The organism is Streptomyces lanatus (assembly GCF_014655715.1).
Taxonomy (GTDB): Bacteria; Actinomycetota; Actinomycetes; order Streptomycetales; family Streptomycetaceae; genus Streptomyces; species Streptomyces lanatus.
Window position 1 is genome coordinate 396,399 of record NZ_BNBM01000001.1, and the last position, 24,039, is coordinate 420,437.

Sequence of the window (24,039 nt, forward strand, 5' to 3'; positions counted from 1 at the left end):
GCAGCAGACCCTGCCAGTGACCGTTTTACGGGAACAGTGCCGGGTGACCTTCATCGGCCAGCGGCACACGGGGCAGGCGAACCACCACTGCTCGTAGAGCGCGGCAAAGCTGATGGGCCGTGCCGCGCCGGGTGCCAGTGTTCGTGCTGGTCGGTGGCGAGTTCACTGCCCGCTGATGCCCACCCCTCTCATCACTGCGGGCGCCACATACATCGACAGCCGCATGGACGAGGACCGCGCCCACGCACTCAACCTGATCCAGTCCCGGAAGGAACACCAGACCAAGATCAAGGAGTACGGGCCCGCAGGGGACCAGCGTCGACAGTGCCCCGCCCTCGGGTCCCACGCCACGGTCACCTGCTACCGCCGGCCCCAGCCACGCCCATCCACCCACCGTCGTCGACCTCGACGCCCCCGCTGTCCGTACCCCGGCAGCCCTGCCCACCATCTCCAGGCCCAAGCGGGACACCCCCGTCTACCCCGACATCTGCAGGGGGAAGAGCATCACCGTCCCAGGCATCGTGTTGGCCAAGTGGCGGCAGAAATACCCCCTGTTCACCCCTCTGTGGCAGGAAGCCTGGTCCGGACTGCGCAGTCAGAACGAGGGCGGCAACGGCAACCTCAAGAAGTCCGCCCTCGACAGCATCGACAATCCACAGCTCCGCCCGCCGCACGGACGCGTCGCACAGACCCTGCTCAATGCCGTCATCATCTTCGTGGCGAACCTCAGAGCCATCCGACGGTTCCTCCGCGACCAGGGCATCCAGCCCCGCAAAGCCAGCTCGCAGAGCGCCGCAACCCAACTCGGCGAGCCCGTTCCACCCCAGGCGCGACCGCTCCCGACCGAGCAGGCCGAGCTTCCGCCACGCGAGTGACACACCTCAGCCGCGCTCCGCCCCCTGAAAACCCCACATGCCTGCGCCACGGCTACCAGCCGTCGCGCAGGCATGTCCTGTTTCCGCAGGTGAGGGGCGCAGTACCTGGACCGCCGCCGCCTCACCCCTCATCGAGCCGATCAAGGGGATCGAGGCCCCAGAAACGACGAAATACCGGCGAGTCACATGACCCGACCGGTAATTCGTGAACGCTTCGGGACGATCTCTTGATCATCCCTATCTGTGTCCGAGGGGGGACTTGAACCCCCACGCCCGATAAAGGGCACTAGCACCTCAAGCTAGCGCGTCTGCCATTCCGCCACCCGGACCAGGTGTCTGCCGCCTTGACGGGGGTGCTCCCCTCGGCGACGTGGACAACAATACCAAGCTTTCGGAGCGCCTTTCACCTGCGTTTCCTTCCATCGGGCGGGGGTCCGGGACCTCGCGCTCCGATGCACCTAGGGTCACACCATGAGTGACTGGCTGGTTACGCAGAGCCCGCATGCGCGCCGGCGTCCGCGTGCGTTGTCGCCGTTCAGGGAGCATCTGCGGGACACGTTCTGGTTCGCCCCGACCGCCGCGATGGTGGCTGTCTTCCTGGTGTGGCTCGCGGCGCAGGCGCTCGACACGGCCCTCGTGGACGCGCTGCGGGAGGACGGCGACTACGAGACCCTCGACGACCTGCTGCGGTTCGCGCAGGACGCCAAGGCCGTGGTGAGCGCCGTCGGGTCGGCGATGATGACCTTCATCGGTGTGGTCTTCAGCATCTCGCTGGTGGCCGTGCAGATGGCGAGCGGGCAGTTCACGCCGCGTGTGGTACGGCTCTTCGTCCGCAGCCGGATCACCAAGGCCACCTTCGCGGTCTTCCTGGCCACCTTCGTGCTGACGCTGCTGGTGCTGACCGCCTTCGACACCGCCGACGACGCCCGGGACGTGACGACGCTGCCCCTGGTGCAGTCGATCCTCACGCTTTGCATGGTCGCGTTGAGCCTGCTGCTCTTCGTGCTGTACGTGAACAGCACCCTGCGGATGATGCGGATCAGCCATGTGATCGCGCGGATCGCCACGGAGTCCTTCCGGGCGATCGCTTCGATGCCCCCGCCCGCGAGCGGACCGGACACGCCCGAACTCGGCTCCGCGACGGCGTGGGTGCCGCACGAGGGCCGGGCGGGGGTGCTGCGGGACGTGGACATCGCACGGCTGGTGCGGGCAGCCCGCAGACACGGCGTCGTGCTGCGGCTGATCCCGCGCATCGGGGACTTCGTGGTGCCCGGCACACCCCTGCTGGCTGTCCACGGCGGGGCGGCCCCGCCGCTCGGCGCCCTGCGTTACACCGCCTCGGTCGGGGTGGAGCGGACCTACCACCAGGATCTCGGTTTCGGGCTGCGGCAGTTGTGCGACATCGCGCTGCGTGCCCTGTCGCCCGCGATCAACGATCCGACGACGGCCGTGCAGGCACTGGACCGCATCGTGCAGTTCCTGGCCGCGCTGACCCGGCAACCGCTGGACGTCGCCCTGCACCGGGACCGGAGCGGGACCGTGCGCCTGGTGCAGCCCGTGCCGGGGTGGACCGAGCTGGTGGACCTCGGGTTCACCGAGGTGCGCGGGTGCGCCCTCGGGAGCCCGCAGGTGTCACGCCGCATGCTGGCCGGCCTGGACGACCTTCTGCTGCTCGCCCACGCGGATCGGCGGGAGCCGCTGCTGCGGCATCGCGAACTGCTCCGCCAAGCGGTCGACGAGAGCGCCCCGAACCCGACGGACCGGGCGTTCGCACTGCGCCCGGACCGGCAGGGCATCGGCTAACCGGTTCACCGGCCGGCCGATGCCCCGGGGTTCACCGCTCACGGAAGAAGCTGGTACTCCGGGAAGTTCCCGGGCAGCCTCTCCCCCGCCGGCCCCTGCGTCACCGCGCGCACCAGCAGCTCCCCGCCGACGAACGCGCCGCGCCAGGACGCGCCGAACCCGCCGAACAGCTCGTCACGGTCGCCGCGCGAGCGCGGTTTGCCGTGGCCGACCTTGAACGCGCGGATCTGCGGTGCGAGTCGCTCGTACGTCGCCCGGTCGTCCGTGGACAGCGTGGCGACCAGCGCGCCGTTGGAGGCGTTCATCGCCGCCAGCAGCTCCGCCTCCGTGTCGACCAGGACGATGGTGTCGACCGGGCCGAACGGTTCCGCGTGATGCAGCGGCGAGGACGGCGGTGGGTTCAGCAGGGTGACGGGCTGGACGTACGCCGAGGTGTCCTGGCCTGGCAGGAAGCGGGCGTCGGACGCGTCGCCCCGGTGCAGCGGGACGGCGCCCCGGTCGATCGCCTCGGCGACCTGGTCGTTGAGTTCCTTGGCCTTGGCCGCGTTGATCACCGGCCCGAAGTCCAGCTGCGGATACGGGTCGTCGTGCTGCTCGACCGCCAGGGGGTGCCCGACCTTGAGGGTGCGCACCGCCGGGAGGTACGCCCCCAGGAACTCGTCGAACAGCTCACGCTGGACGACGAAGCGCGGGTATGCCGTGCAGCGTTGTTTGCCGTAGTCGAAGAGCTTGGGGATGACCGCGGTGAGCGCGTCCCAGTCGGTGTGGTTCCAGATGCCCCAGGTGTTCAGTCCCTCCTGTTCGAGTACATGTCGTTTGCCGAGGTCGGCGACGGCCGTGGCCACCGCGGCGCCGGTGTCGCGGCCCCCGACGAAGGAGACGCAGCCGATCTCGGGCGCCCGCACCAGCGCCTGGGACAGCTCGCCTCCGCTGCCGCTGACGAGGGTGACGGGTATCCCCTCGCGGGCGGCCAGCGCGCAGGCCAGGGTCAGACAGGCGACACCGCCGTCGGTCGGGGTCTTGGCGATGACCGCGTTGCCTGCCAGTGCTTGTACCAACACTGCGTGAACGAGCACGCTCATCGGGTAGTTCCAGCTCGCGATGTTGGATACCGGGCCGTTCAGCGGGGCCCGTCCTGCGACCATCGGCTCGATGCCGTCGACGTACCAGCGCACGCCGTCGATGGCCCGGTCGACGTCCGCCTGCGCGAGCCGCCAGGGCTTGCCGATCTCCCAGACGAGCAGCAGGGCGAGCAGTTCACGGTGCTGGGTCAGGGCGTCGAGGGTCGCCGCGACGCGTGCCCGGCGTTCCTCCAGCGGGATGTGCCGCCACGCGCGGTGCTGGTCGAGCGAGGCGCGTACGGCCTGGTGGGCGGTGTCCTGGTCCAGGCGCGGCGGGCCGGCGATGGGGCTGCCGTCGACGGGGCTGGTGGCGGGCAGGGCGCGGCCGTCGGCCTGCCAGGTGGAGTTCCACAGGTTGAGGACTCGGTCGTCCCGGAAGGCCTCCGGGGCGACGGTCAGGCAGCGCTGCCAGGCGTCTGCCCAGGAGGTGCCTGATTTGAGGGTGAGGGTGGTGGCCATGGGGGTCTCCGCTCTCGGTGCACAGTCGGGGGCGGTCGTTGATGGCTACGGCGGAAGCTAGCGGCGTGCGGCAACTCCTGAAAGTGACCTCACGCCGACTATGAGTGACGTCACGCCTCGACGCCCAGGCGGTCGAGCACCAGGCGCGCGGTCTCGGTGGGCGTGCTGCCGACTCCCACGCCGACCGCCTCCAGTGCTTCCTTCTTCGCCGCAGCGGTGCCGGACGAGCCGGACACGATCGCGCCCGCGTGCCCCATCGTCTTGCCCTCGGGTGCGGTGAAGCCGGCGATGTAGCCGACGACCGGCTTGGTGACGTGGTCGCGGATGTACGCGGCCGCGCGTTCCTCGGCGTCGCCGCCGATCTCGCCGATCAGGACGATGAGTTCGGTGTCGGGGTCGTCCTGGAAGGCGGCCAGGCAGTCGATGTGGGTCGTGCCGATGACGGGGTCGCCGCCGATGCCGACGCAGGTGGAGAAGCCGATGTCGCGCAGCTCGTACATCAGTTGGTAGGTGAGCGTGCCGGACTTGGATACCAGGCCGATGCGGCCGGGCTTGGTGATGTCGGCCGGGATGATGCCCGCGTTGGACTGGCCGGGGGTGATCAGGCCGGGGCAGTTGGGGCCGATGACCCGGGTGCTCTTGGACTTCGCGTACGAGGTGAACGCGACGGCGTCATGGACGGGGATGCCCTCCGTGATCACGACGGCGAGTCCGATGCCCGCGTCGGCGGCCTCGACGACGGCCGCCTTGGCGAAGGCGGGCGGCACGAAGACGACGGTCGCGTCGGCACCGGTGGCGCGCATGCCGTCGGCGACCGAGCCGAACACGGGGACGGCGCGGTCGTCGAAGTCGACGGTGCGGCCCGCCTTGCGCGGGTTGACGCCGCCGACGACGTTCGTCCCGGCGGCGAGCATCCGCCGAGTGTGCTTCATGCCCTCGCCGCCGGTCATGCCCTGGACGAGGACCTTGCTCTCCTTGGTGAGGTAGATCGCCATGTCGTCGTGTCTCCTCAGGCTGTGGCGGAGGCGAGTTGGGCGGCCCGCAGCGCGGCGCCGTCCATGGTGGTGGCCTGCTGGACCAAGGGGTGGGCTCGGCCGTCGAGGATGGCACGCCCACGGGCGGCGTTGTTGCCGTCGAGGCGCACGACGAGCGGCTTGGTCAACTGGACGCTGTCCAGGGCCTGCACGATGCCGTCGGCGACCGCGTCGCACGCGGTGATGCCGCCGAAGACGTTGACGAAGACCGACTTCACGGCCGGGTCGGAGAGGATGACGGAGAGTCCGTCGGCCATGATCTGGGCCGAGGCGCCGCCGCCGATGTCGAGGAAGTTGGCGGGGCGGGCGCCGCAGCCCGCGACGACGTCGAGGGTCGACATGACGAGGCCCGCGCCGTTGCCGATGATGCCTACCTCACCGTCGAGCTTGACGTAATTGAGCCCCTTGGCCGCGGCGGCCGCCTCCAGCGCGTCGTCGTGCTCGACGCCCTCGGCGCCCCACCTGGCCTGGCGGAAGCGGGCGTTGTCGTCGAGGGTGACCTTGCCGTCGAGGGCAAGGATCTGGCCCTGTTCGGTGCGCACCAGCGGGTTGACCTCGACCAGCAGAGCGTCCTCGCGGACCAGCACCTCCCAGAGCCTTACGAGCACGTCGACGGTCTGCGGCGGCAGGCCGGCCGCCTCGGCGATCTCGCCGGCCTTCGCCGAGGTCACGCCCTCGGCCGGGTCGATGGGGATACGGGCCACGGCCTCGGGCCGGGTGGCGGCGACCTCCTCGATCTCCATGCCGCCCTCGGCGGAGGCGATGGCGAGGAAGCCGCCCGCCGCGCGGTCGAGTACGTAGGACACATAGAACTCGGTCTCGATGTTCACGGGCTGGGCCAGCATGATCTTGCCGACCGTGTGGCCCTTGATGTCCATGCCGAGGATCTGGCGCGCGGTGATCTCGGCGGCGGCCGGATCCGCGGCGATCTTCACACCGCCCGCTTTGCCCCGGCCACCGGTCTTCACCTGGGCCTTCACCACGACTCGGCCACCGAGCCTGCGTGCGATCTCGCGGGCTTCCTTCGGTGAGTCCGTCACCTCCGCCCGCGGCACCAAGATGCCGTGTTCTTCGAAAAGTTCCCTTGCCTGGTGTTCGTACAGGTCCATTCCGGCTCCTGACTCAAAAGTGCCGCACGCCCCCTGGACACCACCCACCGGATGCGGGATAACAAGGTTCATACAGTATTCGTCGACTGTATGCAATGTACCGCGAGAGCCGTTCCACCCCCCTACGAAGGGACAGGACTTCGCCATGCCCGACGACACCCAGGACGTCATTTCCGGTGGTCATCTCGTTGCCAAGGCGCTGAAGGCCGAGGGGGTCGACCGCATCTACACCTTGTGCGGCGGCCACATCATCGACATCTACGACGGCTGCGTAGACGAGGGCATCGAGGTCGTCGACGTCCGTCATGAGCAGGTCGCAGCCCATGCCGCCGACGGCTACGCCCGTCTCACCGGCAAGCCCGGATGCGCGGTCGTCACCGCGGGTCCCGGCACCACCGACGCCGTCACCGGTGTCGCCAACGCCTTCCGCGCCGAGTCACCGATGCTGCTCATCGGCGGCCAGGGCGCACTCACCCAGCACAAGATGGGGTCCCTCCAGGACCTCCCGCACGTCGACATGATGACGCCGATCACCAAGTTCGCGGCGGCCGTGCCGGACACGGCACGCGCGGCGGACATGGTGTCGATGGCGTTCCGCGAGTGCTACCACGGTGCGCCCGGGCCCTCCTTCCTGGAGATCCCGCGCGATGTGCTCGACGCCAAGGTGCCGGTGAGCAAGGCGCGTGTGCCGAAGGAGGGGGCCTACCGTGCCTCCACCCGCTCGGCCGGCGACCCCGAGGCGATCGAGAAGCTCGCCGACCTGCTGGTCCACGCCGAGAAGCCGGCCATTCTGCTCGGCAGCCAGGTGTGGACGACCCGCGGCACCGAGGCGGCCATCGAGCTCGTACGCACCCTCAACATCCCGGCCTACATGAACGGCGCCGGCCGCGGCACCCTGCCGCCCGGCGACCCGCACCACTTCCAGCTGTCACGGCGCTACGCCTTCTCCAACGCCGATGTCATCGTGATCGTCGGCACGCCCTTCGACTTCCGCATGGGCTACGGCAAGCGGCTGTCCCCGGACGCGACCGTCGTGCAGATCGACCTCGACTACCGCACCGTCGGCAAGAACCGCGACATCGACCTCGGCATCGTCGGCGACGCCGGCCTGGTGCTGAAGTCGGTCACCGAGGCCGCCTCCGGGCGCGTCAACGGCGGCGCGTCCAAGCGCAAGGAGTGGCTCGACGAGCTGCGCGCGGCCGAGCAGACCGCTTTGGAGAAGCGGCTGCCCAGCCTGAAGTCGGACGCCTCGCCCATCCACCCGTACCGGCTGGTCAGCGAGATCAACGACTTCCTCACCGACGACTCGATCTACATCGGCGACGGCGGCGACATCGTCACCTTCTCCGGTCAGGTCGTGCAGCCCAAGTCGCCGGGCCACTGGATGGACCCGGGACCGCTGGGCACGCTCGGCGTCGGGGTGCCGTTCGTGCTCGCGGCCAAGCAGGCACGGCCCGACAAGGAGGTCGTCGCACTCTTCGGCGACGGCGCGTTCTCCCTCACCGGCTGGGACTTCGAGACGCTCGTCCGCTACAACCTCCCGTTCGTCGGCATCGTCGGCAACAACTCCTCGATGAACCAGATCCGCTACGGCCAGGCCCAGAAGTACGGCCTGGAGCGCGAGCGGGTCGGCAACACCCTCGGCGACGTCCACTACGACAAGTTCGCGCAGATGCTGGGCGGTTACGGCGAGGAGGTCCGTGACCCCGCCGACATCGGCCCCGCGCTGCGGCGCGCCCGCGAGTCCGGCAAGCCGTCGCTGATCAACGTCTGGGTCGACCCGGACGCGTACGCCCCCGGAACCATGAACCAGACCATGTACAAGTGAGGAGGCCTTCATGACTGGTATGTCGACCAAGGCTCTCGAAGGCATCCGCGTCCTGGACATGACGCACGTGCAGTCCGGGCCCTCCGCGACCCAGTTGCTCGCCTGGCTCGGCGCGGATGTCGTCAAGCTGGAGGCGCCGACCGGTGACATCACGCGCAAGCAGTTGCGCGACCTCCCGGACGTCGACTCCCTCTACTTCACGATGCTCAACTGCAACAAGCGGAGCATCACCCTCAACACCAAGACCGAGCGCGGCAAGGAGATCCTCACCGAGCTGATCCGGCGTTCCGACGTCATGGTCGAGAACTTCGGACCGGGCGCGGTGGACCGCATGGGGTTCACCTGGGACCGCATCCAGGAGATCAATCCGCGTATCGTCTATGCCTCCATCAAGGGGTTCGGGGACGGTCCGTACACCAACTTCAAGGCGTACGAGGTCGTCGCTCAGGCCATGGGCGGGTCGATGTCGACCACCGGTTTCGAGGACGGGCCGCCGATGGCGACCGGAGCTCAGATCGGGGACTCGGGGACGGGTGTGCACGCCGTCGCGGGGATTCTCGCGGCGCTGTTCCAGCGCGAGAACACCGGGCGTGGGCAGCGGGTCAACGTGGCTATGCAGCACGCCGTACTCAACCTGTGCCGGGTGAAGCTGAGGGACCAGCAACGCCTGGCACATGGGCCGCTCGCTGAATATCCGAACGAGGACTTCGGCACGGAAGTTCCCCGCTCGGGAAACGCGTCCGGTGGAGGTCAGCCCGGCTGGGCGGTCAAGTGCGCGCCGGGCGGCCCCAACGACTACGTGTACGTCATCGTGCAGCCCGTCGGCTGGAAGCCGCTCAGCGAGCTCATCGGCCGGCCCGAACTGGCCGACGACCCCGAGTGGGCGACGCCGGAGGCCAGGCTGCCCAAGCTCAACAAGATGTTCCAGCTGATCGAGGAGTGGTCCTCGACCCTGCCCAAGTGGGAAGTGCTGGAGAAGCTCAACGCGCACAACATCCCGTGCGGGCCGATCCTGTCGACCAAGGAGATCATCGAGGACTCCTCGCTGGTCGCCAACGAGATGGTCGTCACCGTGCCGCACCCCGAGCGGGGCGACTTCGTCACCGTCGGCAGCCCCCTCAAGCTCTCCGACTCGCCGGTCGAGGTGAGCAGTTCTCCACTGCTCGGCCAGCACAACGAAGAGGTCTACATCGGCGAGCTCGGCCTCGGTGACGAGGAGCTGCGCCTGCTCAAGTCGAACGGAGTGATCTGACGTGATGGCCGAAGACCGCGAGCTCAGGGTGCGGACGCTCCTCGACTCCGTGCGGGCCGAGGGACGTACCGCGCTGACCGCGCCCGAGGGCAAGGTGATCGCCGACGCGTACGGGATCGCCGTACCGGGCGAGGAGCTCGCGACGGACGTCGACGAGGCGGTGGCCTACGCGGCGCGCTTCGGCGGGCCCGTGGTGATGAAGATCGTCTCGCCGGACATCCTCCACAAGACCGACGCGGGCGGCGTGATCGTCGGCGTCGACGGCGCGACGGACGTACGGGCGGCGTTCCACAAGATCGTCGACAACGCGCGGGCGTACGACGCGAAGGCCCGGATCGAGGGCGTCCAGGTGCAGGAGCTGCTCCCGCAGGGGCAGGAGGTGATCGTCGGCGCGGTCACCGACCCGACGTTCGGCAAGGTCGTCGCCTTCGGGCTCGGCGGAGTGCTCGTCGAGGTCCTCAAGGACATCACCTTCCGGCTCGCTCCCGTGAGCGCCGACGAGGCGCTGTCCATGCTGGACTCGATCCGCTCGGCGGAGATCCTGCACGGTGTGCGCGGCCAGGCGGGCGTGGACCGGTGGGCGGTCGCCGAGCAGATCCGCCGGGTGTCGCAGCTGGTCGCGGACTTCCCGGAGATCGCCGAGGTGGACCTCAACCCGGTGATCGCCACCGCCGAGGGGGCGATCGCCGCCGATATCCGCGTGATCCTCTCCGAGGCGCCCGCGAAGCAGCGCCGGCGCTACTCGCGCGAGGAGATCCTCACCTCGATGCGCCGGCTGATGCAGCCGTCGTCGGTCGCGGTCATCGGCGCCTCGAACGAGCAGGGCAAGATCGGCAATTCGGTCATGCGCAACCTCATCGACGGCGGCTTTGCCGGGGACATCCACCCGGTGAACCCCAAGGCCGATGACATTCTGGGCCGCAAGGCGTACAAGAGTGTCACGGACGTTCCCGGTGAGGTGGATGTGGCGGTCTTCGCTATCCCCGCCAAGTTCGTGGCCTCGGCCCTGGAGGAGGTGGGACGCAAGGGGATCCCCAACGCCGTCCTGATCCCCTCCGGGTTCGCGGAGACCGGTGAGCACGAGCTCCAGGACGAGATCGTGGCCATCGCCGAGCGGCACGGCATCCGGCTGCTCGGGCCGAACATCTACGGCTACTACTCGACGTGGCAGGACCTGTGCGCCACGTTCTGCACGCCGTACGACGTCAAGGGCGGGGTGGCGCTGACCTCGCAGTCCGGCGGCATCGGCATGGCGATCCTGGGCTTCGCGCGGACCACCAAGACGGGCGTGTCGGCCATCGTCGGCCTCGGCAACAAGTCGGACCTGGACGAGGACGACCTGCTGACCTGGTTCGGCGAGGACCCGCACACCGAGTGCATCGCGATGCACCTGGAGGACCTCAAGGACGGGCGGGCCTTCGTCGAGGCCGCGCAGGCGACCGTGCCGAAGAAGCCGGTCGTCGTCCTCAAGGCGGGCCGTACCGCCGCGGGCGCGAAGGCCGCCGGGTCGCACACCGGGGCCCTCGCCGGCGACGACGCCGTGTACGAGGACATCCTCAAGCAGGCCGGTGTCATCCGGGCGCCCGGGCTGAACGACATGCTCGAGTACGCGCGCGGGCTGCCGGTTCTGCCCGCTCCCAAGGGCGACAACGTCGTGATCATCACGGGGGCCGGCGGCAGCGGTGTGCTGCTCTCGGACGCCGTCACCGACAACGGCCTGTCCCTGATGGAGATCCCGCCGGACCTGGACGAGGCCTTCCGGAAGTTCATCCCGCCCTTCGGGGCGGCCGGCAACCCGGTCGACATCACGGGTGGCGAGCCGCCGTCGACGTACGAGGCGACGATCCGGCTCGGCCTGGAGGATCCGCGCATCCACGCGCTGGTCCTGGGCTACTGGCACACGATCGTCACTCCCCCGATGGTCTTCGCGGAGCTCACCGCGCGCGTGGTGGCCGAGTTCCGGGAGCGCGGCATAGAGAAGCCCGTCGTCGCGTCGCTCGCGGGTGACGTGGAGGTCGAGGAGGCCTGCCAGTACCTGTACGAGCGGGGGGTCGTGGCATACCCGTACACGACCGAGAAGCCGGTGGCCGTGCTCGGCGCAAAGTATCGCTGGGCACGGGCGGCGGGACTGTTGGGGGGCGGTTCATGAGGTGAGGCAGCGGGGGGGCGGCCGACGGTGCGCGTCGGCCGGCCCCGGGACCCGCGCGCGCACGAAAGGCATTGGACAGGGGGCGCTGGCCAGAACTTTCGACGCAAGGGGTGCAATTAACGTGACCACTACTGACGTTACGCGAGTCACCGCCTACCGGGAGGTGACCGACAAGAACGGACGCGTCTACCGACTCGGCGAGACCGACGTCGACATCATGGGGCGCAAGCGCAAGTGGATGGTGATCCTGCCCTGGGTCGGCATGATGGGCATCTCCTCCGCCGAGTACGCGTTCGCGTCCGCCGAGGACACGCTCCACACCGCGCACCACTGGGCGAGTGCGCACATCTTCTGGATGATGACGGTCTGGGTGTTCTTCCAGGCCGCCGTGGCCTTCCCGGCCGGCAAGCTGCGGGAGTCCGGCAAGCTGCCGGCCCGTTTCGCGATGATGCTGGGCGCGGCGGGAACCCTGATGGGCTACCTCTCGCTGGCCTTCGCACCACATGTCGTCGTCGCCTACATAGGCTTCAGCGTCTTCAGCGGCATGGGCGCGGGCATGGTCTACGCCACCTGCGTCAACATGGTCGGCAAGTGGTATCCGGAGCGCAAGGGCGGCAAGACCGGGTTTGTCAACGGCGGCTTCGCCTACGGCTCGGTGCCCTTCGTGTTCCTCTTCACCGGCTACATGGACCTCACCAACTTCCGCTGGGTGCTGGTGTCGGTCGGTCTCTTCCTCGCGCTGATGGTGGGGGCTTCCGGCTTCTTCTTCAGGGACCCGCCGAAGAACTGGTGGCCGGCCGAGGTCGACCCGCTGAACCCGCCGAAGGACCCCCGCGCGGCCCGCTCGATGCGCATGAACCCGCCGGCCGTCCACCAGTACTCCCCCAAGGAGGCCTGGCAGACGGGGCGCGTGGCCCTCATGTGGTTCTGCCTCGCGTGCACGTCCGGCGTGAACATCTTCGGTATCGCCTTCCAGGTGGACATCGGCGAGGAGGCCGGGTTCGCGGGCGGCATCGTGGCCACGGCCATGTCCCTGAAGGCGATCGTCAACGGCACCGGCCGAGGCGTCATCGGCTGGCTGTCCGACCTCTACGGCCGCAAGCGGTGCCTGATCTTCGTCTGCATCGTCCTGGGTCTCTCCCAGTACGGCATCCTCTGGTCGGCCGACGCCAAGAACCTTCCGCTGTTCCTGATCTTCTCCTCGATCTCCGGCTTCGGCGGCGGCGCCATCTTCCCGATGTTCGCGGCACTCACCGCCGACTACTTCGGCGAGAACAACAACGCGTCCAACTACGGCATGGTCTACAGCGCCAAGCTGGTCTCCGGTCTCGGAGCGGGCATGGGCTCCGTGGTCGTCGGCGCCTGGGGGCACTCCGGTGCCTTCATCCTGGCCGGCTCCATCTCGCTCTTCGCCGGCTGTGTGGCCCTGTTCCTGAGTCCACCGGGACGCGACAAGAACGCGCGCGGTATCTCCCCCAACCCCCAACCGCTCGGCGAGGACATGGCCTGACATGACGGCAGATCCGTACGCAGCGAACAGTTCGTCCGCACCAACCGACGCCGCACACCGTCCCTACCACGAGGTGACCGACTCACGAGGTCGCGTCTACCGGGTCGGCGAGACCGACCGCGACATCCTCGGCCACTCCCGCAAACTCATGGTGTATCTCCCGTGGATCGCCATGATGGCCATCAGCGTCTTCGAATACGCGTACGGCTCCGCGGAGGACACCCTGTCCCACGCGCACGGCTGGACGCAGAGCAACACCTTCTGGATCCTCAGCGTCTGGGTGTTCTTCCAGGCCGGCATCGCCTTCCCGGCGGGCTGGCTGCGCGAGAAGGGCATCCTGACGGCCCGTTCCGCGATGTACATCGGCTCCGGCATGTGTCTGCTGGGGTTCCTCGCCCTGTCGCATCTCGACAACGTCTGGCTGGCGATCCTCGGCTTCGGCGTCATCGGCGGCATCGGCGCCGGCTTGGTCTACGCGACCTGCATCAACATGGTCGGCAAATGGTTCCCCGAGCGGCGCGGCGCCAGGACCGGGTTCGTCAATGGCGGGTTCGCGTACGGATCGCTGCCGTTCATCTTCATCTTCAACTACGGGTTCGACACCGCGAACTACCACCGGGTGCTGGACCTGATCGGCTGCTACATCATGATCGTCGTCTTCGGATGCGCGTTCTTCTTCAAGGATCCGCCGAAGAACTGGTGGCCCGCGGACATCGATCCGCTGTCGTACGCGGGCAGTCAGAAGAGCGCGGCGAGCCTGGCGAAGAACCCTCCGGCGGTGAAGCAGTACACGCCACGGGAGGCCATCAGGACGGGCATGCTGCCCCTGATGTGGCTGTCCGTAGTGCTGACCGCCGGGGTGTCGATCTTCGGCATCTCCTTCCAGGTCGACTACGCCAAGGAGGTGGGCTTCGGCCCGCTGGTCGCGGCGTCGTCGATGGGTGTGATGGCGGTGATCAACGGCGTCGGCCGCGGCGTCGTGGGCTGGCTGTCGGACCGATGGGGCCGTAAGTCGACCCTGGTGTTCGTGATCGTCGTGCTGGGTCTCGCCCAGTTCGGTGTGATCTGGGCCGGTGATCTCAGGAGCGAGTGGCTGTTCCTGTTCTTCGCGTTCCTCTCCGGGTTCGGCGGCGGCGCCTTCTACCCGTTGTTCGCGGCGCTCACCCCGGACTATTTCGGGGAGAACTTCAACGCGACCAACTACGGCCTCGTCTACAGCGGCAAGCTGATCAGCGGCCTGTTCGGCGGCGGTCTGGGCTCCATGGTCGTCGCGGCCTGGGGCTACGACGGCGCCTACGCACTGGCCGGCGGCGTGTCGATCGTGGCGGCGGCGATCGCGTTGCTGCTGCGTCAGCCCGGGCGGACGGCGACGCCACATCCGGCAGGTTGAATGGTCGCGAACATGAGGAGGCCCTCCCCGACCCGGGGAGGGCCTCCTCATTTCGTTACGACCGTCAGCACTTCTCCCGCAGCGAGTGCAGGTGTGCGCTGGAGCGGCGGGCGAACGTGAACGACTCGCTCGGGTTGTCGTGCTCCGCCTGCCAGTGGTGGGCGAATCGCTGTCCGCGCAGTCTGGTCACGGCGGAGATGAACCGCTTGTAGTCGATGTCGCCGTCACCGACGTCGACCATGTCGTAGCCGTACTGGTTGGCCGGGTCGCTCACACCGTCCTTGACGTGGAAGAGCGGGTAGCGGTGGGGCTGCTTCAGCACGTAGTCCAGCGGTTCGAAGGGAGCCGCTGATCCGTCGGGGCGCTTCGAGAAGCGGAACTGGCCCGAGTACGCCCAGAAGATGTCCATCTCCAGGAAGACGAGGTCCGGGTCGGTCTCGGCGAGCAGTACGTCGTAGAGGCGGACCTTGGGGTTGTCGGTGGCGAAGGAGAACTCCTCGGAGTGGTTGTGCTGGTAGAACTTCATGCCGCGTGCCCTGGCCGCCGCGCCATAGGTGTTGAACTCCTCGGCGGCACGCTTCCAGGCATCGACGGTGGAGCCGTAGCGGAACGGCCCGGACGCGGTGCCTATGTGCTTCAGACCGAGGGCCTGGGCGTCGTCCAGGACCTTGGTGAGGTTCTGGGCGAATGTGTAGGCGTTCGGGTCGTCCGAGTAGTAGCCGACGTGGCTGCCGATCGGGTTCAGGCCGTGGTTCCTGGCCAGCCGCTTGAGCTGGGCGAGGGTGATCGGGCCGGCCGAGCCCTGGGTGTATCCGGCGAACTCCACCTCGTCGTAGCCGTACTTCTCCAGTTCGGCGAAGACGGGCGCGAAGCCGAGCGTGGAGACCTTGTCGCGCAGGCTGTAGAGCTGGATGCCGAGGCGCCCGGGCGGCAGGACCGGCCGGCCACGGCCACCGCCGTGGGAGGCCGCGGCGGGAGCGGGCACGGCGGTCGCCGGTGCGGTGGCGGCGCCCAGCAGGGCGGCGGCCGTAGTGCCCGCGGCCACGCCGAGCATGCCTCGTCTGCTGAGGCGGTGGGTGAGTTCGGGATCGGTCTGGGAAAAGCGGCTCATGCCTGGAACTCCTTGGGATCGAAGGCCGTTGTCAGTGGTGAGTGCTTCACTGGGGACCAGTCGGGAGAGACGGGCCGGTGGGGCCCCTCAGCCGAGACCGGCGAGTTGGAGCAGGAGTGACTTCACATCGGTGGCCGCGACGCGGTCGCCGACAGCGCGGGGGGTGGAGCAGATGAGGAGCGGACCTTCGTCGTCGCTCGCAGGGAGGCGGCCGTGGCTGCCGCGAATAGGTGACGGATCCAGGGGCACGACCGCCATGCGATAACGCATGCCGAGTTTTTTGCGCGCGAGCGCGGTCGCGGCCTTGACCTTGACGTACGGGTCGAGAGGATCCATGAAGAGTTCGACCGGGTCGTAGCCGGGTTTGCGATGGATCTCGACGAGCCGTGCGAAGTCGGGCGCGTGAGCGTCGTCGAGCCAGTAGTAGTACGTGAACCAGGCGTCGGGCTCCGCGAGGGCGACGAGTTCGCCGGAGCGCGGATGGTCGAGATGGTGGGTCTTCTTACCCTCGTCGTCGAGGAGTCGCTCGATGCCGGGCAGTCCTTCGAGTGCGGCTCGGGTCGCGTCGAGGTCTTCCGGCCGGCGCACATAGACATGGGCGATCTGGTGATCGGCGACAGCGAAGGCGCGTGACGCCATCGGGTCCAGGTACTCCATGCCGTCCTGGGTGTGCACTTCGAGCAGTCCCGCGCGCCGCAGGGCGCGGTTGATGTCCACGGGCCGGTCCGCACGGGTGATGCCGTACTCGGAGAGCACCACCACGGTTCGGCCCTCCGCTCGGGCCTCGTCCAGGAGCGGAGCCATGGCCGCGTCCAGGTCTGCGGCCGCCTTCAGCGAGCGCGGGTCGTCGGGGCCGAAGCGCTGCAGGTCGTAGTCGAGATGAGGGAGGTAACAGAGCGTCAGGTCGGGGTGTCGGGTGCGGTTGATGTGGCGGGTCGCGTCGATGATCCAGCGGCTGGAGACGAGGTCCGCGCCCGGGCCCCAGAAGTGGAAGAGCGGGAAGGTGCCCAGTTTCTCGGTGAGTTCGTCGTGCAGGGCGGGCGGCCGTGTGTAGCAGTCGGGTTCCTTGCGGCCGTCGGAGTAGTAGATCGGACGGGGGGTGACAGTGATGTCGGTGTCGGCGCCCATGGCGTACCACCAGCAGATATTGGCGACCGTGTAGCCGGGGTGGGCGCGGCGGGCGGCGTCCCAGAGTTTGTCGCCGACCACCAGGCCGTTGTGCTGGCGCCACAGGAGTACGTCGCCGAGGTCGCGGAAGTACCAGCCGTTGCCGACGATGCCGTGCTCCGACGGGTGGGTGCCGGTGAGGAAGGTCGACTGGGCGGCGCAGGTGACGGCGGGCAGGACCGTGCCTAGGTGGGCCTGTGAGCCGGATTGGGCGAGCGTCTTGAGGTGGGGCATGTGGTCGAGGAGACGGGGGGTGAGGCCGACGACGTCCAGGACCAGGAGGGGGTTGGGGCGGCTTGCGACGGTGGCCTCCGTTCGGGGCGCCGGGCGTGTGGCCGCGTCCTCCGGGGCTGCCGGTTGTGGTGGCTCGGTCATGGCAGCTCCTTCAGGCCGAGGTCGGTCAACAGGTCGCGGGCGAGGGTGAGTTCGGCGGCGATGCCGTCGGCGAGCTGGCTTCGGGCGCGCGGGCGCAACTCGGCGGGGAGGGCCTGCCAGGTGTAGGTCTCGACCTCCAGGTGCCGGGTCAGCGGGTGCGGGCCGCCTACGAGCCGGGCCAGTGCGCCCTTCAGGACATCGAGCGTGGAGGTGAGAGGTGCGGCGGGGGCCGCGTGGAGGGGGACGTGGAAGTGGGCGCGCCACGGGGAGGCGTCGGGGAGAGCCTCGCCGTTGAGTGCCTGGCCCAGGTCGTCGGTGCCGCGCAGGCCGGCGGCGGTGGAGGTGCGTGTCTGGTGCAGGAAGCGGGGCTCGTCGAAGGCGGCGAGGGCCTCGCGGACATCGGGGAGGTGTGGGTGTTCGGCGTGCAGTGCGGCCGACAGCTGGGATTTGACGACAGGGACGCGGGCTGCGGTGAGTGCGTCCAGGGCGGTGTGCGGATCTTCGAAGGAGGTGGCGAGGTGACAGGTGTCGACACAGATGCCGATGCGGTCGTGGCCGATCGCGGTGAGGGGGGCGATGGCGTCGTCCGTGGTCTCGACGATGCAGCCGGGTTCGGGTTCGAGGCCGACGCGGATGTCGCGGCCGGTCAACTCCTGCAGGGCGTCGAGGCGTTCGGCGAGGGTGAGCAGGGCGGTACGGGTGGTCCGCGCGCGGCGCTCGTCATAGGCGGTGCGCCAGGCCAGGGGCAGCGTGGAGATGCTGCCCTCGGTGACATCGTCGGGAAGGAGGCCGGCGAGGACGCGGGCCAGGGCGGTGGTGTGGTCGAGGCGTTCGGGGTCGGCCCAGTCCGGCTTGTAGACGCGGTACTTGACCTCTTCGGCACCGAACCCTTCATACGGGAAGCCGTTGAGGGTGACGACCTCGAGCCCGCGTCGGTCGAGTTCGGTGCGCAGGCCGCGCAGGGCGGACGGGTCGGTGACGAGGGCGTGGGCGGCGTCCTTGGCGAGCCACAGGCCGATGCCGAGACGGTCACGGCCGAGGCGTCGGCGCACCGGCTCGCAGTGGTCGCGGAGTTGGGCGAGGACTCCGTCGAGGGTCTCGGCCGGGTGGACGTTGGTGCAGTAGGCGAGGTGGACGGTGGAGCCGTCGGGGTGGCGGAAGCGCATCGCTCACGCCCCCGGGGCCGCGGTCGGCTGGTGCCGCTCGTCAGGTGTGCCCGTCGATCCATCGTCGGGCATCTTCGGGGCGCCCCGAAGAATGGAGTTGCCCTCGTGGGTCGCGTCAGTGGTGGCCACGTCGAGGTTGAGGCGGCCGCTGAGTCCGTAGAAGGCGACGGGGTTGCGCCACAGGACCCGGTCCACGTCGTCCTCGCCGAACCCCTCGGCCAGCATCAGGTCGGCGACCTTGCGGGTCTTCAGGGGGTCGCTCCTGCCCCAGTCGGCGGCGGAGTTCACCAGCACCTGCTCGGGCCCGTACTCGCGGAGGATGGCGACCATCCGTTCTTCGTCCATCTTGGTGTCGGGATAGACGGAGAAGCCGAGCCAGCAGCCGCTGTCCTTGGCCTCCTTGACCGTCGTCTCGTTGAGGTGGTCGACCAGGACGTGGTCCGACGGCAGCGCGGATTCCCGGACGACGTCGAGGGTGCGGCGCAGGCCCGCCAGCTTGTCGCGGTGAGGGGTGTGGACGAGTGCGGGCAGTTCGTGGTCGGCGGCGAGTTGGAGCTGGGCGGCGAGGGCGGTGTCCTCGGCGGGGGTCATCGAGTCATAGCCGATCTCGCCGACGGCGACGACCTGGTCCTTGACGAGATAGCGGGGCAGTTCTTCGAGGACGGGGACGCAGCGCGGGTCGTTCGCCTCCTTGGGGTTGAGGGCGAGGGTGCAGTGGTGGGCGATGCCGTGCTGCGCGGCGCGGAAGGGCTCCCAGCCGAGGAGGGAGTCGAAGTAGTCGAGGAAGGAGGCGGGAGAGGTGCGGGGCTGGCCGAGCCAGAAGGAGGGCTCGACGACGGCACGGACGCCGGCGGCGTGCATCGCCTCGTAGTCGTCGGTGGTGCGCGACGTCATATGGATGTGGGGGTCGAAGAGGCGCATCAGGACTCCTTGCCGTCGGTGCCGCGGCTGCCGTGGTCGGCGGCGGGCGCGGGTGGGGTGGCCGTGGGGTCGGTCAGGGTCAGGACGCGGTGCAGGTCTTCGGGCACGGGACGGTTCGCGGCGGTGCGTTCGGCGGCGTAGTCGCCGAGCATGCGGGCGAGTTCGACGTCGCGGTGGGCGCGGCGGTCCAAGTCGGCGACGGTGTCCACGGGCACACCGGTGAACAGGCACTTCAGTACGGCGTGCCGCCACTGGTGGGAGTCGAGGTGCCGGGCCGCGTAGGGGCCGACGGCCGCGGCGAGGAGACGGGTGTCGTTGGTGCGCAGCGCGTCCTCGACGAGCGGGAGGGCCTCGGGGCCGGGCACGAGATGGGGCAGCGCGTGCAGGACGGCGCGGCGTTCGGCGGCGGTGCCCTGGAAGTAGACCCGGGTGAGGGCGTCCGCGTCGGCGCGGGCCGCGTGCAGGATCAGGACGCGGGCGGCGTCGGCGTGGTCCGGGCCGCAGCGACGGCCGGCCTCGGCGATGCGCAACTCCCAGACGGAGATGGGGCCGTGGGTGCCGGGGTGCGAGACGGCCTCGTCGAGGGCTCGGTGCAGCCAGGTGCGGGCGGTTGGGGCCAGGTGGGTGGTGAGGTGGGCGCGGAGGGAGGTGGGCGGGGTGAGGGCAAGGGGTGGGCCCGGGGTGACCGGCGGGGGCGAGGCCTTTGCTCGGCCTTCGGTGTCTCCTCCCCTGCCCTCGACGACGGGGTCGGCTCGGAGCTCCGTGCCGGGTCGGCGGTCGGTGCCGGCTTGCGCACCGGAGCTTGCTCTGCCCGAGGTGTGGGCTCTGTCGTCGGCGTGGGCTCTGTCGCCGGGGGTGTCCCGGCTGTCAGCAGCCGTTGGGGCATCGGCGCCGGTGCGGTCCTCGGAGCCTGCTCGGTTCTCCGTGGGCGCTTGGCTGTCCGTGGCCGCGCCCGGGGTGGCCGGGCTGGTGCGGGGGTGGGTCATGAGGTGCTCCCTTCGGGGGTGGCGGAGGGATCGCCATGGGGTGGGACGAGTACAGGTGATCTGGTGGCCGTGGCCTCGGCGGTGCGGAGGAACGGGAGGGAGTGAGCGGCGAAGTGGGGGCCCGCGTGGGAGTGGCGGGGAAGTTCGACGACGGTCAGGCCCTGGTAGCCGGAGGCGGCAAGCGCGGCGAGAACGGGTGGGAAGTCGATCTCGCCATCGCCGAAGGGGAGGTGTTCATGGACGCCGCGGCTCATGTCCTCGATCTGGACGTGGCGCAGCCAGGGAGCGGCGGCGCGTATGCAGTCGGCGGGAGAGAGGGGTTCGAGGCACTGGCAGTGGCCGATGTCGAGAGTGAGGCCGAGGTGTTCCGGGTCGCCGAGGGTGCGGCGGAGTCGGTGGAAGTCGGCGAGGGTGGCGAGGAGGTGGCCGGGTTCGGGTTCGACGGCGAGGGGGATGCCGGCGGTGGTGGCGGCGTCCAGGACCGGGGTGAGCGCGTCGGTCAGGCGGTGCCAGGCGGTGCTGGGGTCCGTTCCGGGTGGTGTGATTCCGCTGAAGCAGTGGACGGCGTGAGCACCGAGGTCGGTTGCCACACGGACGGCGCGGATCAGCAGGTCGACGCGGCGGGCGCGGTCGTCCGGGTCGGGGTCCAGCAGGGAAGGGCCGTGCTTGCGGCGCGGGTCGAGCACATAGCGGGCGCCCGTCTCCACCGTGACGTCCAGACCGAGCGCGTCCAGCCGCTGTGCGAGCCGTGCGGTGCGGGCGCCGAGGTCCGGGGCGAGTGGGTCGAGGTGCATGTGGTCGAGGGTCAGGCCTACGCCGTCGTAGCCGAGGTCGGCGAGCAGGGTGAGGGCGTCGTCGAGGCGGAGGTCGGCGAGGCCGTTGGTGCCGTAGCCGAAGCGGAGGGGAGTCTGGGGAGTCACGGCGGGCGTACGCGCGTCAAGGGCGGGCTCAACGCTCGTGCCGGGGAGGCTGCCGTCGCCTCGCTGGGCCTCTGCGGTGTGCCCCGGGATCGTCGTCGTTCGGCTCATGTGACGCTCACCTTTCTTCCGAACCGTCTGCCGAGCGGGGCGAGTCCCGCGATGACCAGGGCGGTGAGGCCGGCTCCGGATCGGGCGGACAGTGCGGCCTGGAGCGGGATCGTGGCGCGGATGCCGCCGCCGACGGCTCGTTGGGTGAGCGGAGGGGAGGGGTTGAGGGTGGCGTGGAAGTAGGGGCGGGCGGCGGTCGCGGCGTAGGCGGCGGCGAGGGCTGTGGTCAGCGCGCGGGCGGGCGGCCAGGCGTGGCTGGTTCGCTGGGCGCAGGTGGGCGGCGAGGGTGGGGTGGCCCGCGAGGCGTGGCCGGGCCCAGGTCGTCGGCCGCGAGCGGCGGCCTTGGGCTCGGCGGTGGCAGGGAGAGGGACCGACATGATTGGTCGGCCGGGAGCGGCCGCCTCCGGCTGGACGGCGCCCGCGCCGGTGTCCGAGGTCCGGTCCGGTGGGAAGCCGGTGGGGCGGTGGGCCAGCAGGCCGCTCAGCAGGGCCGTCGCGGTCAGGGCCGTGAGCGGTGCCAGGGGTGAACCGCCCTGCGTCTCCTGGCGGGACACGACGGTGACCGCGAGCGTGTGGGTGCCGAGCAGGGCGGCTGACGGGAGGGCGGCGCGGGTGTGGCCGGAGGTGGCCGCGGCGCCGAGGAGGAGGTCCAGGGCACGGGCCGTGGCCATGGCCGCGGGACCGGAGGGGGTGTGCTTGAGGGCGAGGTCGTAGGCCCAGACGGTGGCCGCGAGGGGCGCGGCGACGGTGAGGGCGGGGCGGCCGGCGCGGGCGGCGAGGGCCAGGCCGGCCCCCGTCAGGGCGCAGGCCGCGGTGAGGGCGGCTGTGGGGTGGATGCGGCCGGACGGGAGGGGACGGTGGGGGCGTTCGGCGGCGTCCTCCGCGCGGTCCGCCCAGTCGTTGAGGGCCATGCCGGCCTCGTAGAGACAGAGGGAGGAGCCGATGGCGAGCAGCGTGCGGGAGTTGGGCCGGGCCCCGGCGGCGACGGCGCCGGTCAGGGCGTCGCCGGGGACGGTGAACAGGGCGGGAAGCCTGAGCAGTTCGGCCCAGGCACGTCTACGGCTCACGACCGCTCCCCGGCAGCGGACTCGCGCGACTCGGCATCTTGGGCAGCGGCCTCCCCGGAGGACCCACGGTCACGGGTGCCCTGGGCGGCAGCCTCCCCAGCGGACTCGCGATGCGCCGCGCCCCGGTCGGGGTCAGCGTCCCCAGCCGTCCCACCCGGCGCCGCAGCGCCATCGTCATCGTCAGCCCTGTGGTGACCGGCGCTCCGAGCGGCGGCCTGCGGACTGGACTCCCGGTGACCCACGACCCGAGCGACAGCCTCCGCAGCCGCCCCACTCGGGCAGAGGCCCCGAGCGCCGGCCTCCTCGCCGGTCCCGCCGCCGCGCCCAACTCCCCGGACGGCAGACTCACGGCCACCGGAACCCCGGACAGCACCCCCACCAGCGGACTCCCCCGGCCCGGCACCGCCCTCGAAGCCTCCGCGGCCACCCCCACCCCGAACAGCACCTCCCACATCCGCACCGCCACGCCCCGCACCCAACTCAGCGCTCTCCCCCGCAGCCGTCGTACCCCGCGCGCCCCCGCCACCCCCCACCGTCCGAAGCCGCACCCCCAGCCCCAGCAACGCGGCGTACTGCTCCCCCAAGCTCGCGGGCCCCTCCCCCACCGGGTCCTTGAAGTAGAAGCCGAGTTCGGAGAGCGGGCCGCGAAGGCCGGCCTCGTGGGCGCGGGTCGTGAGGCGGGCCAGGTCCAGTACCAGGGGGGCCGCGAGGGATGAGTCGCAGCCCTGCCAGATGGTCTGGAGGATCATGCGGGTGCCGAGGAAGCCGTCGAAGGCGATGTGGTCCCAGGCGGTCTTCCAGTCGCCGAGGGCGGGGACGTCGTCGATGTGGACCTCGCCCTCGGGGACGGTGCCGAGGGTGTCGGCGAGGACGCGTTCCTTGCCGGCGTTCTTCGCCGCGGCGGCGGCCGGGTCGGCGAGGGCGGCGCCGTCGCCGCCGCCCAGCAGGTTGGTGCCGGACCAGGCCCGGACTCGTAGCGCCCGTTGCGCGAACATCGGGCCCAGCGCCGCCCTCAGCAGGGTCTGGCCGGTCTTGCCGTCCCGGCCGGCGTAGGGGAGGCCGCTGAGCGAGGCCTCTCGGGCGGCGGCCGGGTGGTGCATGCCCTCGGACGGGGTGAAGTTGACGTACGGGCACCCTGCTCGCAGGGCTGCCAGGGCGTACAGGGTGCTCGCCGGGAGTGGAGCGTCGGGTCCCGCCGAGGCCGCTTCCGTGGAGGCGACGTTCACCACGACGGCCCGCGACAACTCGTGGCGGCGAACGAAGTCGCGTATGTCGTCGGCGAAGGCGCGGATCAGTTCCGCCTCGCTTCTCGTGTCCCCCGACGTGGGGCCGCCCGGCCTGATCTCCCGGTCGGCGGCGGCCAGTTCCGCGGCTACCGCGGTGGCCACGCCCGGTGGGAGGACACCGCCTGCCGTCAGGGTCTCGGCGCGTTTGGGCAGGGGGCAGTCGAGGGTGTCGTGGCCGCCGAAGACGAGGTCGGAGAGGGCCGGCAGGCCGCTGTCCGTGAACGCCGAGGTCTCGGTCAGCATGCCGGTGGGCGGGTGCAGGCCCGCCGTGATGGCGGCGCACCCCGTGACGACCGTGGTGGCGACGGAGCCCCGGGCTCCGATCAGCCACACGCCCACACGCGGTCGGGAGAGGGACGCGGACATGGGCAGCCTCCTGGTCGTCCTGGTCGTGCACGAACC

General features: G+C 70.1%; 16 protein-coding genes, 1 tRNA gene and 2 pseudogenes. 7 read left to right on the top strand and 12 right to left on the bottom strand.

From position 1 onward, the window contains the following. Nucleotides 1–521: 521 nt before the first annotated feature. Nucleotides 522–875, top strand: a complete 354-nt coding sequence (locus IE325_RS01745) for a hypothetical protein (RefSeq protein ID WP_190067821.1) — start codon at nucleotides 522–524, stop codon at nucleotides 873–875. Nucleotides 876–1,119: 244 nt separating this feature from the next. Here IE325_RS01745 and IE325_RS01750 read toward each other — a convergent pair. Next, a tRNA-Leu gene (locus IE325_RS01750) sits at nucleotides 1,120–1,204 on the bottom strand. Nucleotides 1,205–1,346: 142 nt separating this feature from the next. On the opposite strand from IE325_RS01750, the gene IE325_RS01755 reads away from it, so the two are divergent. After that, nucleotides 1,347–2,678 carry a DUF2254 domain-containing protein gene (locus tag IE325_RS01755; protein ID WP_190067822.1) on the top strand — a complete coding sequence of 444 codons (1,332 nt, stop codon included), beginning with the start codon at nucleotides 1,347–1,349 and terminating at the stop codon, nucleotides 2,676–2,678. Between the two features lie 38 nt (nucleotides 2,679–2,716). On the opposite strand, the gene IE325_RS01760 is transcribed toward IE325_RS01755, so the two are convergent. From IE325_RS01760 to sucC, 3 genes are all read right to left on the bottom strand, one after another. Beyond that, complete coding sequence (locus tag IE325_RS01760) at nucleotides 2,717–4,258, bottom strand: aldehyde dehydrogenase family protein (RefSeq protein WP_190067823.1); 1,542 nt, start codon at nucleotides 4,256–4,258, stop codon at nucleotides 2,717–2,719. A gap of 110 nt (nucleotides 4,259–4,368) precedes the next feature. Further along, nucleotides 4,369–5,253, bottom strand: coding sequence for a succinate--CoA ligase subunit alpha (gene sucD / locus IE325_RS01765; protein ID WP_190067824.1), 885 nt, complete (start codon nucleotides 5,251–5,253; stop codon nucleotides 4,369–4,371). 14 nt (nucleotides 5,254–5,267) lie between these two features. Continuing rightward, the gene (sucC, locus tag IE325_RS01770) at nucleotides 5,268–6,401 is read right to left on the bottom strand and encodes an ADP-forming succinate--CoA ligase subunit beta (protein ID WP_190067825.1); all 1,134 of its coding nucleotides are present in this window, start codon (nucleotides 6,399–6,401) and stop codon (nucleotides 5,268–5,270) included. Nucleotides 6,402–6,546: 145 nt separating this feature from the next. Between sucC and IE325_RS01775 the strand changes: the two genes are divergently transcribed. From IE325_RS01775 to IE325_RS01795, 5 genes are all read left to right on the top strand, one after another. Continuing rightward, entirely contained in the window at nucleotides 6,547–8,229 is a 1,683-nt protein-coding gene (locus tag IE325_RS01775) for a thiamine pyrophosphate-binding protein (RefSeq protein ID WP_190067826.1), read from the top strand. 10 nt (nucleotides 8,230–8,239) lie between these two features. After that, nucleotides 8,240–9,481, top strand: coding sequence for a formyl-CoA transferase (frc, locus tag IE325_RS01780; protein WP_190067827.1), 1,242 nt, complete (start codon nucleotides 8,240–8,242; stop codon nucleotides 9,479–9,481). Between the two features lie 4 nt (nucleotides 9,482–9,485). Continuing rightward, nucleotides 9,486–11,630, top strand: a complete 2,145-nt coding sequence (locus IE325_RS01785; protein ID WP_190067828.1) for an acetate--CoA ligase family protein — start codon at nucleotides 9,486–9,488, stop codon at nucleotides 11,628–11,630. 121 nt (nucleotides 11,631–11,751) lie between these two features. After that, nucleotides 11,752–13,140, top strand: a complete 1,389-nt coding sequence (locus IE325_RS01790; protein WP_190067829.1) for an OFA family MFS transporter — start codon at nucleotides 11,752–11,754, stop codon at nucleotides 13,138–13,140. A 1-nt stretch (nucleotide 13,141) separates the two neighbouring features. Next, entirely contained in the window at nucleotides 13,142–14,530 is a 1,389-nt protein-coding gene (locus tag IE325_RS01795; protein WP_190067830.1) for an OFA family MFS transporter, read from the top strand. A gap of 64 nt (nucleotides 14,531–14,594) precedes the next feature. Here IE325_RS01795 and IE325_RS01800 read toward each other — a convergent pair whose 3' ends face one another. From IE325_RS01800 to IE325_RS01835, 8 genes and pseudogenes are all read right to left on the bottom strand, one after another. Beyond that, the gene (locus IE325_RS01800; RefSeq protein WP_190067831.1) at nucleotides 14,595–15,641 is read right to left on the bottom strand and encodes a sugar phosphate isomerase/epimerase family protein; all 1,047 of its coding nucleotides are present in this window, start codon (nucleotides 15,639–15,641) and stop codon (nucleotides 14,595–14,597) included. Between the two features lie 87 nt (nucleotides 15,642–15,728). Then, nucleotides 15,729–17,183 carry an alkaline phosphatase family protein gene (locus IE325_RS01805; protein WP_229911615.1) on the bottom strand — a complete coding sequence of 485 codons (1,455 nt, stop codon included), beginning with the start codon at nucleotides 17,181–17,183 and terminating at the stop codon, nucleotides 15,729–15,731. Further along, complete coding sequence (gene eboE / locus IE325_RS01810; protein ID WP_190067832.1) at nucleotides 17,180–18,349, bottom strand: metabolite traffic protein EboE; 1,170 nt, start codon at nucleotides 18,347–18,349, stop codon at nucleotides 17,180–17,182. The genes IE325_RS01805 and eboE overlap by 4 nt, the downstream gene beginning before the upstream one ends. A 3-nt stretch (nucleotides 18,350–18,352) precedes the next feature. Then, complete coding sequence (locus IE325_RS01815) at nucleotides 18,353–19,270, bottom strand: TatD family hydrolase (RefSeq protein ID WP_190067833.1); 918 nt, start codon at nucleotides 19,268–19,270, stop codon at nucleotides 18,353–18,355. Then, nucleotides 19,270–19,947 (bottom strand): annotated as a pseudogene (locus IE325_RS01820) (EboA domain-containing protein); the annotation flags it as partial. The pseudogene IE325_RS01820 and the gene IE325_RS01815, both read right to left, overlap by 1 nt. A gap of 305 nt (nucleotides 19,948–20,252) precedes the next feature. Then, the gene (locus IE325_RS01825; RefSeq protein WP_190067834.1) at nucleotides 20,253–21,284 is read right to left on the bottom strand and encodes a sugar phosphate isomerase/epimerase family protein; all 1,032 of its coding nucleotides are present in this window, start codon (nucleotides 21,282–21,284) and stop codon (nucleotides 20,253–20,255) included. Beyond that, nucleotides 21,281–22,351, bottom strand: a complete 1,071-nt coding sequence (locus IE325_RS01830) for an SCO3242 family prenyltransferase (protein WP_190067835.1) — start codon at nucleotides 22,349–22,351, stop codon at nucleotides 21,281–21,283. Before IE325_RS01830 ends, IE325_RS01825 begins: the two co-directional genes overlap by 4 nt. 509 nt (nucleotides 22,352–22,860) lie before the next feature. Then, nucleotides 22,861–24,003: pseudogene (locus tag IE325_RS01835) on the bottom strand (inositol-3-phosphate synthase); the annotation flags it as partial. Nucleotides 24,004–24,039 lie beyond the last annotated feature (36 nt).

What these genes read in the sequence shown, in the direction of transcription:
- IE325_RS01755 (WP_190067822.1), top strand. Translation starts at nt 1,347, where the DNA reads ATGAGTGACTGGCTGGTTACGCAGAGCCCGCATGCGCGCCGGCGTCCG.
- IE325_RS01760 (WP_190067823.1), bottom strand. Translation starts at nt 4,258, where the DNA reads ATGGCCACCACCCTCACCCTCAAATCAGGCACCTCCTGGGCAGACGCC.
- sucD (WP_190067824.1), bottom strand. Translation starts at nt 5,253, where the DNA reads ATGGCGATCTACCTCACCAAGGAGAGCAAGGTCCTCGTCCAGGGCATG.
- sucC (WP_190067825.1), bottom strand. Translation starts at nt 6,401, where the DNA reads ATGGACCTGTACGAACACCAGGCAAGGGAACTTTTCGAAGAACACGGC.
- IE325_RS01775 (WP_190067826.1), top strand. Translation starts at nt 6,547, where the DNA reads ATGCCCGACGACACCCAGGACGTCATTTCCGGTGGTCATCTCGTTGCC.
- frc (WP_190067827.1), top strand. Translation starts at nt 8,240, where the DNA reads ATGACTGGTATGTCGACCAAGGCTCTCGAAGGCATCCGCGTCCTGGAC.
- IE325_RS01785 (WP_190067828.1), top strand. Translation starts at nt 9,486, where the DNA reads ATGGCCGAAGACCGCGAGCTCAGGGTGCGGACGCTCCTCGACTCCGTG.
- IE325_RS01795 (WP_190067830.1), top strand. Translation starts at nt 13,142, where the DNA reads ATGACGGCAGATCCGTACGCAGCGAACAGTTCGTCCGCACCAACCGAC.
- IE325_RS01800 (WP_190067831.1), bottom strand. Translation starts at nt 15,641, where the DNA reads ATGAGCCGCTTTTCCCAGACCGATCCCGAACTCACCCACCGCCTCAGC.
- IE325_RS01805 (WP_229911615.1), bottom strand. Translation starts at nt 17,183, where the DNA reads ATGACCGAGCCACCACAACCGGCAGCCCCGGAGGACGCGGCCACACGC.
- eboE (WP_190067832.1), bottom strand. Translation starts at nt 18,349, where the DNA reads ATGCGCTTCCGCCACCCCGACGGCTCCACCGTCCACCTCGCCTACTGC.
- IE325_RS01815 (WP_190067833.1), bottom strand. Translation starts at nt 19,270, where the DNA reads ATGCGCCTCTTCGACCCCCACATCCATATGACGTCGCGCACCACCGAC.
- IE325_RS01825 (WP_190067834.1), bottom strand. Translation starts at nt 21,284, where the DNA reads ATGAGCCGAACGACGACGATCCCGGGGCACACCGCAGAGGCCCAGCGA.